The following is an 11,973-nucleotide window of genomic DNA, read 5'->3' as shown; positions in this document are numbered from 1 at the left end:
CGCGCAAGCGAATGATCAAATGGAAAGGGCGCCCATTCGGCGCCCTTTCTCGTTTGATCTCGACAAGCCCGCGACGCGCCCATGTCGTACACTAAAGAGTGTTGAGTGATCGGAGGCGGTGATGAGATCGTTCGCCGAATAGTCTCAGACCTAACCGTCAAAACAAAAAAGCCCGCCCCAAACCGGGGCGGGCTTTTTCTGTTTGAATTTGGTAATTCAAGACGGGGAATTCCTAAAGAAGCAGCATGCTTTAGTCGTATGCAGCGTCCACTATGAATTCCACCTTAAGTTCGGGCCGCGCCAATTTTGCTTCGCCACACGCCCTCGCAGGTGCGTATCCTGCAGGAACCCAAGCATTCCAGACCTCGTTCAAACCAGCAAAGTCCTTCATATCGGCCAGCCAGATGGTCACACGCAGCATTTTTTCCCGTGATGAACCTGCGCGCTCTAGCAGGTCGTCAATTTTCCCAAGGCAAATACGCACCTGTTCCTGAATGGTATCACCTTCGGCGACTTGCCCGGTCAAATAGGCCACACCATTATGTTTAACGATTTTGGACGATCTCTCGCCGGTTTCGATGCGTTCTATCATTGGAGTGATCTCGCTGTTTCCTGTTTGATGCACGCGTTCATGGTCATAAGATGCCCCGCATGGCAAACGGAAACCACTTGAGTAACTTTCAGAAAAGTTGAACTGGTCGGGGACGGGGCGGGTCGATAGCATTTTGCCGCGCCTAGGCTAGCTTGCCAGCGACACAGTATACCAGATTGCGCTTTTGCCGTTGAAGTGCTCTCTAGTTGGTTTCAGTGGATTGCATCGGGCGAAACCGCAAGAAGGATACTTCGACATGGACGAAACCGTAGAACGACTGTCCAAACGCCTGAAGCGGCGAGGATATCAGGTTTCGCCAATGAAGGAGACGGGTGCCTATATCGGTAATCTGGGTTTTGAGGTCGAGACAGTATTCGATGTCGGGGTGGCCTCGGGAACCGAGCATTTGTACGAAGCTTTCCCCGCAGCCAAGTTTGTGTTGGTTGAGCCCATTTCGGATTACGAAACCAAGGTACGGAAAAACTGGGGCGACAAGATCGATTTTGATTTCCATGCTTGCGGAGTTGGTGCCGAAAGCGGACAGACGACTCTTCGAATTCCAACGGTCGGCGATCGTTGGCTCGGCACACGGGCAACGATGCAGGAGTTTGACGAAGCGGCAATCCAACACACCTCGCAAGTTGAAGAGCGACAAGTCCCGGTAAAAACACTGGATGAGATTGCGTCTTCCTACAAGGAACCTTTCGGATTGAAAATCGACACGGAAGGTTTTGAAATCGAGGTTATTAAAGGTGCATCGGAGATGCTAAAAAAATGCACCTTTGTATTGGCTGAAGTCTCTGTACGGCGTCGGTATCATGGCGGTTATAGGTTCAGCGATTTTGTCGCCGCGATGGCAGATCACGGGTTTGAGCTGCACGAATTCGTCAGGCCACCGTCTGCGGAAGCGACCGATTGCGATGCCATCTTTGCCCCTTTCGAAAGCTCAGTGTTCGACTATCAGGATACCAGACTGTCACGTATGGCGGCACGCGTAGCCAAGACATAGTCTAAGGGCATCTTTCCGCATGCAACGCGAGTTGTGTTGTCCGCGAAGGCGTTGAGCCAATCGCGATGGAAGATGGCCTGCGCATTGCGATCCACGAAGGCGGCCGCACCGTCGGCGCCGGTGTTGTGTCGAAGATTGTTGAGTAAGTCGCGCAAGCGAATGATCAAACGGAAAGGGCGTCCCTCGGGGCGCCCTTTCCTGTTTCCGTTTTCAACTTGATATTTAGTTGGCGTTTTGACTTAAGCTCACTCAGCATTCTGCTTTTGGACCGTATATACGAACAAACACTGACGAGAAAATTTTGAACAAAACAACGTTTTTGATCCTCTCTTGCCTCGTATTGTGCGCTTGCACCACGCTTGAAACGACACAAGTTTCTTCAAGAAAAAAGCTGACCATCCTGGGGGACGTTGCTTTGGATGCCGATTGGCATTGCGGCGCAGGCTTTTCAGATCCGAGCTTCAAACGTATCAGTTTGCCTGGCGTTTTCGAAGTTGATTTCATTAGAAACCGGTATCAGGGAGCGCTTAAACCTGACGGTAAAGCGCTTGCAGTATTCGATAGTGAAGAGAACTGTTCGCTATTGATTGAAGCCAATGAAAAGTTTGTTCTTGCGAACGGTGGATTTCCGCTGAAAGAACACATAGGAAAAAGCATGTATGCAGAAATTGCCGCTGCGACTGAAGAGTTCTATCGGAAATGCGAAAACGCTGAGATCAATTCGCGCGTTGACGCCAGCAAAGTCGAGTACCCTTCGTATAATGGCCCGGGTTCAGTTGTCCTAGAGCCGAAGTCCATTTGCGAGATGGAATTGGAAGCCGCCTCTCTAAGGTTTGGAGTTGTCGTTGATGACAAACCTACTGGCCTTTACATTGTGGACGGCAATGCTTTTCTTTGGCTCCCGTATACTGAGTGTTTTGAGCATTCAATTGATACCAATCTGATAAAATGGTGTGAGTAGCTGGAGCGGCATCGATTACACGTGTCGAAATACATTAAACCCCCTTGCCAAACCCCACCAACCCCTGTAGGTCGCGCGAGTTCTCTGTAAGAACATCAAGGCGGGGTGATTCCCGCCTTTTGGGTTCGATGAGGGTTGGCGATGCGCGCTTGTCCTCCTCTCAACCTCAACGCCTGATAAAAGGCTGTTATTATGCAAAGCCAAAATATCCGTATTCGGCTGAAGGCATTTGACTATCGCGTTCTGGATGCCAGCACGCAAGAGATCGTCAACACTGCCAAGCGGACCGGCGCGAATGTGCGCGGCCCGATCCCGCTGCCGAACAAGATCGAGAAGTTCACGGTTCTCCGTGGCCCTCACGTTGACAAGAAATCCCGCGACCAGTTCGAGATCCGCACGCACAAGCGTCTGCTCGACATCGTTGATCCGACCCCCCAGACCGTTGACGCGCTGATGAAGCTCGACCTCGCGGCTGGTGTGGACGTCGAGATCAAGCTGCAGTCGTAAGATCGGAGGGTATAGATTATGCGCTCTGGTATTATCGCAAAAAAAGTCGGCATGACCCGCCTGTTCATGGAAGACGGCAAGCAGATCCCTGTGACCGTTCTTCACCTGGACAACCTGCAGGTTGTTGCACAGCGCACGGACGAGAAGGACGGCTATACTGCTGTTCAGCTGGGTGCCGGTGCTGCCAAGGCAAAACGCACCTCGAAAGCCATGCGCGGTCACTATGCCGCTGCCAAGGTTGAACCCAAGCGTAAGCTGGTCGAGTTCCGCGTCTCCGAAGATGGCCTGATCGAAGTAGGTGCCGAGATTTCGGCAGAGCATTTCCTGGAAGGTCAGAAAGTTGACGTTTCGGGTACTTCGATCGGTAAAGGCTTTGCCGGTGCAATGAAGCGCTGGAACTTCGGTGGTCTTCGCGCCTCACACGGTGTTTCGATCAGCCACCGTTCGCACGGTTCAACTGGCCAGTGTCAGGATCCGGGCAAGGTTTTCAAAGGCAAAAAGATGGCCGGTCACATGGGTGCTGCCCGTGTAACAACCCAGAACCTGGAAGTCGTCAAAACCGACGCCGACCGTGGTCTGGTCTTCATCAAAGGCGCCGTTCCCGGACCGAAATCCGGTTGGGTTACCGTCAAGGACGCCGTCAAGAAGAAAGCACCGGAAGGCCTGCCTTTCCCGGCTGCTGTGAAATCGGCTGCAACCGAAGCACCTGCGGAAGAAGCTCCCGCGGAAGGTGGTGAAGCATGAAACTTGATGTAATCAAACTGGACGGCGGCAAAGCCGGCAACATCGAGCTGGATGCAGACCTGTTCGGCCTGGAGCCGCGCGCGGACATCCTGCACCGTGTGGTCCGTTGGCAGCGTAACAACGCGCAGGCTGGCACCCACAAGGTCAAGACCCGCTCGGAAGTGTCCTACTCAACCAAGAAGATCTATCGCCAAAAAGGCACCGGTGGCGCACGCCACGGCGCCCGTTCGGCACCGATCTTCCGGGGTGGTGGCGTTTACAAAGGTCCGGTCGTGCGTTCGCATGGTCATGACCTGCCGAAAAAGTTCCGTAAACTTGGTCTGCGCCACGCGCTGTCTGCCAAAATGGCAGCTGGTGAACTGGTCGTGATCGAGAACGCTGAAGCCGAAGGCAAGACCGCCGCTCTGGCCAAGCAGGTTGCAAACCTGGGTTGGAAACGCGCTCTGGTCATCGACGGGGCGACCGTGAACGAAGGGTTCCTGAAGGCGTCGCGCAACATCGAAGGTCTGGATATCCTGCCGTCGATGGGTGCAAACGTTTATGACATCCTCAAGCGTGACACTCTGGTGCTCACCAAAGCGGCTGTCGAAGCACTGGAGGCTCGACTGAAATGAGCGCGAAGGCAGAACACTACGACGTGATCCGCAAGCCGATCATCACCGAAAAGTCGACCATGGCGTCCGAAAATGGCGCGGTTGTCTTTGAGGTTGCGATTGACAGCAACAAGCCACAGATCAAAGAGGCCGTTGAGGCACTGTTTGGTGTGAAGGTCAAAGCGGTGAACACCTCTGTGACCAAAGGTAAGGTCAAGCGGTTCCGCGGCCAGTTGGGCAAGCGGAAAGACGTCAAAAAAGCATATGTGACCCTTGAAGAGGGTAACACCATCGACATTTCCACCGGTCTTTGATCGGGCCTGTCTTTGGACAAACCATTAAGACCCCCGCGAAAGCGGGGGTTTTTCTTTAGGTAGTGACACCAAAAGTTGAGCGCCATTCCCAGCGTCTCGAACAGAAAATGATTGCTATGCCGGTGGGGTCGTCTATCCGGTATGGAACAAACAAACGATATGGCAGGCGCATGACCCAATCCACTCTCTCGACCCGGGACAACCCGGATGTGACTGTCGCGCGGGACTGGGTGTCGACGCTGGCCAAATATCGAGAGCCAAGCCAACCGCGTAGCTGGTTCGAGCTGGGGGTTACCTGTGTTCCCTTCATAGCGCTTTGGGCCTTGGCCTGGATGTCTTTGTCGGTGAGCTATTGGCTAGCGCTTGCGATCTCGGTTCTGAACGCGGCCTTTCTGTTGCGTCTGTTTGCCATTCAGCATGATTGCGGTCACGGGGCATTTTTTACGAACCGGACGGTCAGTGACTGGGTCGGTCGGGGGCTCGGGGTGCTGACGCTGACGCCTTACGATGTTTGGCGGCGCACACATTCCTCGCATCACAACTCATCTGGCAATCTGGATAAGCGCGGGATGGGAGACATCCATACGCTGACGGTGGCCGAATACCGGGCGCTGACGCCCTTGAACCGGTTATTTTACCGGCTCTATCGCCACCCGATCACCCTGTTTGGCTTTGGGCCCGGCTATCTGTTCCTGTTTCAAAACCGCCTCCCGCTTGGCTTGACCGGTATTCCGAAATTCTGGGTCAGCGCGATGGCGACGAACCTGGCCATTCTGGCCGCACTGGGGGCCATCTACTATTTTGGTGGCCTGATGCCGGTGCTGCTGATTTTCCTGCCCTCGACGCTTATCGCCGCGACCGCTGGCGTCTGGTTGTTCTATGTCCAACACCAATTCGAAGAGACGCAATGGGACCCTGATCAGGACTGGCAACTGCACGAGGCCGCCCTGCACGGAAGTTCGCATTACATCCTGCCATCCGTATTGCAGTGGTTCACGGCCAATATCGGCATCCACCACGTACACCATCTGTACAGTCGCATCCCGTTCTATCGCCTGACCGAAGTGCTGCGGGACCATGAGGAATTGGCCAACAGCAACCGGATGACCATCCGCGAGAGCCTCGCCAACGCGCGGCTGCACCTGTGGGATGAAAAGAACCGCCGCCTGCTGTCCTTTGCCGAAGCGCGCGCGCTGTATGGGTGACGGGATCGGTCAGATGGTGTGAACGATAGCCGGAAATCCGGTCGTTGCCCCCGGCGTGTGATGCGGATACGGTCGCTCTTATGAAACATGTCCCCAAAGAAACAACAGATGAGGCCCTTATTCAGGAGTTCCTGGATAAAGGAGGCAAAGTCAGCATCGGCAAAACCAAACCTGCGCCAGCAGAGCTGGGTCTGAGCAAGAATGTCTGGAACGCCAAGCTGACCAAGGAAGAGAAGGCCGCGCGCGACAAGAAGTGATCGTGCGGGGCTTTGGGTGAGCGTTGAGGCTTCTGGTGTAACACTGGAAAATGGCATCCATTGACGTGTTCGCCAGCCTCTGGTCGGCCTCGTCTTTGGAGAGAGATATTTGGCCCCCGCGCAAGCGAGTTTTTTTGTTGTCTCTATCCGCAAGCCGCGCCGGTGACTGACCGTGGGATGGCGCCGCAGCGACTGATCTGCGCGCTTTATAGTGCCAATTACATCCGAACTTATAGCGAGGCGCAATAGTCCCCAAAGCGCCAGCCCGCCGGGACGGGCAGTCGCTGGCGCGGCGGCCTTCGGCCTTGACTACGCACCTTTTGGGCGAACTGAAAGAAATTGTCAGAACAAGTATGCTTGGGAGGAAAGTGAAGCTACCGAAGTTAACCTAAGCCATCCGTCAAACGTCTAACTCAATAGGTCAGATGCGAGTGTCGAATTCCTTTAATGGCAATTCTGGCTCTCATTCAAAACTCTCTAGTATCTCGGTATACCGGCACCTTTGTCTGCGATGCATGCGTTGGCTTTGTTGGCCAGTTCATAGTGTACTGTGTTCGGTGGATCAATTGAGTACCCGGTGCGACCGCCTACAATGTATTTTGTGACTCGAAAATTTGATCCAATCCCAGCTTCCGCGGCGCATTCCAGCACAATATCCAAATCTGATTTCGCGCTGGTCTTTTGGCCTTCCGAAGCCTCCGGTAAATCTGCTGTGCTGCACGCAGAAACGAATGCTGTTCCGCAAATTGCAAAGATGGGGAATATGGCCTTAATCATCTTTTACCTCCTAGTTGAAATGTGGGAAAAGTCAGTAGATGAAGAGATTCCGGCATCAACTAGCAGTGCGTAAATAACTATATATGTTGCCAATATTCTATACTGGTCTTGGTTGTGAGCTGCGCACAGCCGTTGCCGTCACCAAGTTTGAACAATATTCTTTCGTGGTTTAAGAAAATGAATTTGGAGGGAACCATAGAGTATCGAAGTTTTCGAAATTCATAGAGCACCCTATAGACACCCACCCCCAACACGGCTATATGCACCCAATCTTGCGGCCTCGGATTCGTTCCGGGGCTTCTGATATTTTAAACCGGGGACCTTCGGGGCCCTATACCTTTGGCACCTACGGGGGCCTATCACATAGCGGGGAAATCCCTGCACTTGCTAAACGGAAGACAGAAAGCATGGCACTCAAGTCGTACAAGCCGACGACGCCGGGCCAGCGCGGGCTGGTGCTGATCGACCGTTCGGAGCTTTGGAAAGGACGTCCGGTCAAGTCTCTCACTGAGGGTTTGACCAAATCGGGCGGCCGGAACAACACCGGACGGATCACTTCACGCCGCCGCGGCGGTGGCGCAAAGCGTCTCTACCGGATCGTTGACTTCAAACGGAATAAATTTGATGTCGCGGCAACCGTCGAGCGGATCGAATATGACCCGAACCGGACCGCGTTTATCGCACTGGTAAAATACGAAGACGGCGAGCAGGCATATATCCTGGCTCCGCAGCGTCTGGCTGTTGGTGACAAGGTTGTGGCTTCGGCCAAGGCCGACATCAAGCCGGGCAACGCAATGCCGTTCTCGGGTATGCCTATTGGTACCATCGTCCACAACATCGAGATGAAGCCTGGTAAAGGCGGTCAGATCGCACGTGCGGCCGGTACTTACGCGCAATTCGTAGGCCGCGATGGCGGTTATGCTCAGATCCGTCTGAGCTCGGGCGAGCTGCGCATGGTCCGTCAGGAATGCATGGCCACCGTTGGTGCCGTGTCCAACCCCGACAACAGCAACCAAAACCTCGGTAAAGCCGGTCGTATGCGCCACAAAGGCGTGCGTCCGTCGGTTCGTGGTGTTGCTATGAACCCGATCGATCACCCGCACGGTGGTGGTGAAGGCCGTACCTCGGGTGGCCGTACACCGGTTACGCCTTGGGGTAAGGACACCAAGGGTAAGCGTACTCGCAACAAAAACAAAGCGTCCCAGAAGCTGATCATCCGCTCGCGGCACGCCAAGAAGAAGGGACGTTAATCCATGTCTCGCTCTGTTTGGAAGGGTCCTTTCGTCGATGCTTACGTGCTGAAAAAAGCCGAAGCAGCGCGCGAGTCGGGCCGCAACGAAGTTATCAAAATCTGGTCGCGTCGTTCCACCATTCTGCCCCAGTTCGTGGGTCTGACCTTTGGTGTGTACAACGGCCAGAAGCATATCCCCGTCAACGTCTCGGAAGACATGATCGGTCAGAAGTTCGGTGAGTATTCGCCGACTCGCACCTATTACGGTCACGCCGCTGACAAAAAAGCGAAGCGGAAGTAAGTCATGGGCAAGGAAAAGAACCCCCGCCGCGTGGCTGAAAACGAAGCAATGGCAAAAACGCGCATGCTCCGTACCAGCCCGCAGAAACTGAACCTGGTTGCGCAGATGATCCGCGGCAAGAAAGTTGAGAAGGCTCTGACCGACCTGACTTTCTCGAACAAGCGTGTCGCGCAGGACGTCAAAAAGTGCCTGCAGTCCGCAATCGCCAACGCTGAGAACAACCACAACCTGGACGTTGACGAGCTGATCGTTGCAGAAGCATGGGTTGGTAAGAACCTGGTCATGAAACGCGGTCGCCCCCGGGCCCGTGGCCGTTTCGGCAAGATCATGAAGCCGTTCTCGGAGATCACCATCAAGGTGCGTCAAGTTGAGGAGCAAGCCTAATGGGTCATAAAGTAAATCCGATCGGCATGCGCCTTCAGGTGAACCGCACCTGGGACAGCCGCTGGTACGCCGATACCAAGGACTACGGTGATCTTCTGCTGGAAGATCTGAAGATCCGTGAGTTCATCAACAAAGAGTGCAAGCAAGCCGGCATCGCCCGTGTGATCATCGAACGTCCGCACAAGAAGTGCCGCGTTACGATCCACACTGCACGTCCGGGTGTCATCATCGGCAAGAAAGGCGCGGACATTGAAGTTCTGCGCAAGAAAATCGCCCTGATGACAGACAGCGAATTGCACCTGAACATCGTCGAAGTGCGCAAGCCCGAGCTTGACGCACAGCTGGTTGCCGAGTCTATCGCTCAGCAGCTGGAGCGCCGGGTTTCGTTCCGTCGCGCGATGAAGCGGTCTGTTCAGAACGCCATGCGTATGGGCTCTCTGGGTATCCGGGTGAACGTCGCTGGCCGTCTGGGTGGCGCCGAAATCGCACGGACCGAGTGGTACCGCGAAGGCCGTGTGCCTCTGCACACGCTGCGCGCCGACATCGATTACGCACAAGCCGAAGCGATGACTCCTTATGGGATCATCGGGATCAAGGTCTGGATCTTCAAAGGTGAGATCATGGAGCACGATCCGCAGGCACGTGACCGTAAAGCACAGGAACTCCAGGACGGCCCTGCACCTCGTGGTGCTGGTGGCGGTCGTCGCTAAGGAGGGAAAGATATGCTTCAACCAAAGCGTACTAAATTCCGCAAGATGCACAAAGGCCGGATCAAGGGTGAAGCCAAGGGCGGCTCTGATCTGAACTTTGGCACCTATGGACTGAAAGCTCTTGAGCCTGAGCGTGTAACTGCACGCCAGATCGAAGCTGCACGTCGCGCCATGACGCGTCACATGAAGCGTCAGGGTCGTGTCTGGATCCGCATCTTCCCCGACACTCCGGTTACGGCTAAGCCGATCGAAGTTCGTATGGGTAAAGGTAAAGGTTCGGTCGACCGCTGGGCATGCAAAGTCAAGCCTGGCCGCGTGATGTTCGAAATCGACGGCGTCAATGACGACATCGCCCGCGAGGCCCTGCGCCTGGCTGCGATGAAGCTGCCGATCAAGACTCGCGTCGTGGTTCGCGAAGACTGGTAAGCGACCCGGGGGCGACCCCGCTCGCGACAAGATTGACCCCCGTCGGGAAACCGGCGGGGGTTTTTGGTTTGATGGCGCTGCCCCGCGACAGCCTCGCAAAACACCCATCGCCTTCATCGAGAGGCTGGTTTAAGACAGGCCCATGGCACAGATTGAATCACTTTTTGTCACCCGCCTCTATCGCGCAGCTTTGTCCGAGTTCGATCCCAAGATCGACCCGGAGGAACTGGAAAGCTCCTGTCTTGTCATTGCCGAGGATGATGAGGCCGGGCAGGAATGGTGCGAAGAAAACGGCTATCCCGGCTACACCAGCTATGCCTCGCTGACCGATCTGCCCTGGAGGTTCCCGATCTTTGCCGATCTGGTTAAGTTGCTGGACCAGCACGTTGCAGCTTTTGCTAAGGATCTGGAGTTTGATCTGGGTGAGGGTGAACTAAAGCTTGAAGACCTTTGGATCAACATTTTGCCCGAGGGCGGAATGCACTCCAGCCACCTGCACCCACATAGCGTGATCTCGGGCACGACTTATGTTTCGATGCCCGAAGGTGCTAGCGCGCTGAAGCTTGAAGACCCGCGCTCGGGCCGCATGATGGCAGCGCCCACGCGTATGAAAGGGGGCCGTCGGGACCTGCAGCCATTTATCTATGTGAAGCCTCAGGTTGGCGATGTTTTGCTATGGGAGAGCTGGTTGCGCCACGAGGTGCCGATGAACATGGCCGAGGATGAGCGGATTTCCGTCAGCTTTAACTATAAATGGGACTAGCACGGTCGTTTAAGGGACTCTGATTCAAAGGAATGTGTGAAAAGTTCTTGCATTGTGTCGTCAGATAAACGATGTGGGGGGCGCTTACGTTTTTCTTTTTCGACCACTGTCTCCCGAATATCGGCGTTCAGTCTTTCGATCCAGACCGACAACGCCGCGCTGTCGCAATTCCGCGGACAGCAATTTACTAGGAGACTACGGATATGGCCAACGGCACCGTAAAATGGTTCAACACAACTAAAGGTTTTGGCTTCATCGCACCGGAGACCGGTGGCAAAGACGTGTTTGTACACATCTCTGCTGTCGAGCGCTCGGGTCTGACCGGCCTGGCCGACGACCAGAAAGTAACGTTCGACATCGAACCCGGCCGTGACGGTCGTGAGTCGGCTGTGAACATCGCTCTGGCGTAAGTCACTCAGACTTAGACAGTTGAAGACGCGGTCTCGTGCAAACGAGGCCGCGTTTTGCGTTTGTGAGTGGGATATCTACATGCTGTAATGGCTGGTGCATTCAACGCACCTGTCAACGAGGCCTAGGGTGGCGGGATTAATGCCAGCTTTTCTATTTTGTGGGAGTAAACCATGGGCGCGCCAAAACCAGCAAAGGTTGTACTAGCGGTTTCACTTTTTTTGGCGTTGGCCGTCGCACCTGCACTTGCGACGTGCCCAACCCGTGTAGATGTCGGTAAAGGCGTCTGGTTGGACTATGGCGGAACATGGCTTTTACGAGTTCAAACCGTTGTTGAGACGGGGTTTGTCGTTGAGTTGAGAACCGAAGACTCTAGGCGCATAGGTTTCGCTAGCCACTACGCGCATCCTTTGCTGTTCGGCGAGACCTTTATGAAGTTCACCGCCTCAAAGCGTTCATACGAGCAATCAGTTAGTTCCTTAGATGACCTAGAGCAGCAAAAAGAGTGGCAGTCAGGCTTCACGATACAAGATGGCGATAAAGAAGCCTTACTCGGCACTGTAACGGTTGAGTTCCAGAAAAATCGAATTGAACGGGTTGGAACGTGTAAATACAAAGTTTGGGAAGTTCTGGTGCGTGAGCATGTATCAGGGGATGACGAACGAACGGTAAAGGTGCTGTATTCTCCAGAGCTAAAGATAGTTTTGAAGCAGGCGCATATGCTGCCGAACTCTGGATTGGTTTGGGGAAGAGGTTTCGATGGAATTCGCTCCAAGAGCGAATAGGCTTCC

At 54.5% G+C, this 11,973-nt stretch carries 18 protein-coding genes and 1 pseudogene; 18 read left to right on the top strand and 1 reads right to left on the bottom strand.

The window, feature by feature from the left end; translation table 11 throughout:
• Window positions 1-250: 250 nt before the first annotated feature.
• A complete protein-coding gene (locus AC2FH8_RS18330) occupies window positions 251-592 on the bottom strand; it encodes a RidA family protein (protein ID WP_142639802.1) in 342 nt (113 codons plus the stop codon).
• Between the two features lie 256 nt (window positions 593-848).
• On the opposite strand from AC2FH8_RS18330, the gene AC2FH8_RS18325 reads away from it, so the two are divergent.
• The 18 genes and pseudogenes from AC2FH8_RS18325 to AC2FH8_RS18240 all read left to right on the top strand — a co-directional run bounded on the left by AC2FH8_RS18325 (window position 849) and on the right by AC2FH8_RS18240 (window position 11,967).
• Window positions 849-1,601, top strand: a complete 753-nt coding sequence (locus AC2FH8_RS18325; protein ID WP_271951961.1) for an FkbM family methyltransferase — start codon at window positions 849-851, stop codon at window positions 1,599-1,601.
• 44 nt (window positions 1,602-1,645) lie between these two features.
• Window positions 1,646-1,747 (top strand): annotated as a pseudogene (locus AC2FH8_RS18320) (EF-Tu C-terminal domain-related protein); the annotation flags it as partial.
• A gap of 155 nt (window positions 1,748-1,902) precedes the next feature.
• Window positions 1,903-2,562 carry a hypothetical protein gene (locus AC2FH8_RS18315; RefSeq protein ID WP_142639798.1) on the top strand — a complete coding sequence of 220 codons (660 nt, stop codon included), beginning with the start codon at window positions 1,903-1,905 and terminating at the stop codon, window positions 2,560-2,562.
• A gap of 192 nt (window positions 2,563-2,754) precedes the next feature.
• Entirely contained in the window at window positions 2,755-3,069 is a 315-nt protein-coding gene (rpsJ, locus tag AC2FH8_RS18310; RefSeq protein WP_008756422.1) for a 30S ribosomal protein S10, read from the top strand.
• Window positions 3,070-3,087: 18 nt separating this feature from the next.
• Window positions 3,088-3,813: a 50S ribosomal protein L3 gene (gene rplC / locus AC2FH8_RS18305; protein WP_142639796.1), complete on the top strand. Its 726-nt coding sequence runs from the start codon at window positions 3,088-3,090 to the stop codon at window positions 3,811-3,813.
• On the top strand, window positions 3,810-4,427 hold the full coding sequence (gene rplD / locus AC2FH8_RS18300; RefSeq protein WP_050605826.1) for a 50S ribosomal protein L4: 618 nt from the start codon (window positions 3,810-3,812) through the stop codon (window positions 4,425-4,427). Before rplC ends, rplD begins: the two co-directional genes overlap by 4 nt.
• A complete protein-coding gene (locus tag AC2FH8_RS18295; RefSeq protein ID WP_142639794.1) occupies window positions 4,424-4,720 on the top strand; it encodes a 50S ribosomal protein L23 in 297 nt (98 codons plus the stop codon). The genes rplD and AC2FH8_RS18295 overlap by 4 nt, the downstream gene beginning before the upstream one ends.
• A gap of 170 nt (window positions 4,721-4,890) precedes the next feature.
• Window positions 4,891-5,925, top strand: coding sequence for a fatty acid desaturase (locus AC2FH8_RS18290; RefSeq protein ID WP_142639792.1), 1,035 nt, complete (start codon window positions 4,891-4,893; stop codon window positions 5,923-5,925).
• Window positions 5,926-6,005: 80 nt separating this feature from the next.
• The gene (locus AC2FH8_RS18285; RefSeq protein ID WP_176797675.1) at window positions 6,006-6,182 is read left to right on the top strand and encodes a hypothetical protein; all 177 of its coding nucleotides are present in this window, start codon (window positions 6,006-6,008) and stop codon (window positions 6,180-6,182) included.
• Between the two features lie 592 nt (window positions 6,183-6,774).
• Entirely contained in the window at window positions 6,775-7,032 is a 258-nt protein-coding gene (locus AC2FH8_RS18280) for a hypothetical protein (protein WP_496690422.1), read from the top strand.
• 334 nt (window positions 7,033-7,366) lie between these two features.
• Window positions 7,367-8,209: a 50S ribosomal protein L2 gene (rplB, locus tag AC2FH8_RS18275; RefSeq protein WP_008757664.1), complete on the top strand. Its 843-nt coding sequence runs from the start codon at window positions 7,367-7,369 to the stop codon at window positions 8,207-8,209.
• Window positions 8,210-8,212: 3 nt separating this feature from the next.
• Window positions 8,213-8,491 carry a 30S ribosomal protein S19 gene (rpsS, locus tag AC2FH8_RS18270; RefSeq protein ID WP_005980699.1) on the top strand — a complete coding sequence of 93 codons (279 nt, stop codon included), beginning with the start codon at window positions 8,213-8,215 and terminating at the stop codon, window positions 8,489-8,491.
• Between the two features lie 3 nt (window positions 8,492-8,494).
• Window positions 8,495-8,875, top strand: a complete 381-nt coding sequence (gene rplV / locus AC2FH8_RS18265) for a 50S ribosomal protein L22 (RefSeq protein WP_039538267.1) — start codon at window positions 8,495-8,497, stop codon at window positions 8,873-8,875.
• A complete protein-coding gene (gene rpsC, locus AC2FH8_RS18260; RefSeq protein ID WP_037311761.1) occupies window positions 8,875-9,585 on the top strand; it encodes a 30S ribosomal protein S3 in 711 nt (236 codons plus the stop codon). Before rplV ends, rpsC begins: the two co-directional genes overlap by 1 nt.
• 12 nt (window positions 9,586-9,597) lie before the next feature.
• Window positions 9,598-10,011 (top strand): 50S ribosomal protein L16, encoded by a 414-nt coding sequence (gene rplP / locus AC2FH8_RS18255; protein ID WP_085823145.1) that lies wholly within the window; start codon window positions 9,598-9,600, stop codon window positions 10,009-10,011.
• Window positions 10,012-10,153: 142 nt separating this feature from the next.
• Window positions 10,154-10,774 (top strand): 2OG-Fe(II) oxygenase family protein, encoded by a 621-nt coding sequence (locus AC2FH8_RS18250; RefSeq protein WP_496690421.1) that lies wholly within the window; start codon window positions 10,154-10,156, stop codon window positions 10,772-10,774.
• A 203-nt stretch (window positions 10,775-10,977) separates the two neighbouring features.
• Complete coding sequence (locus tag AC2FH8_RS18245; protein ID WP_010437077.1) at window positions 10,978-11,184, top strand: cold-shock protein; 207 nt, start codon at window positions 10,978-10,980, stop codon at window positions 11,182-11,184.
• Between the two features lie 171 nt (window positions 11,185-11,355).
• Complete coding sequence (locus AC2FH8_RS18240) at window positions 11,356-11,967, top strand: hypothetical protein (protein WP_142639789.1); 612 nt, start codon at window positions 11,356-11,358, stop codon at window positions 11,965-11,967.
• Window positions 11,968-11,973 lie beyond the last annotated feature (6 nt).

This window comes from Ruegeria sp. CDSC025, from assembly GCF_059610805.1.
The sequence above is the reverse complement of the archived record's forward strand: the minus strand, read 5'-3'. Positions and strand labels throughout refer to the sequence as shown.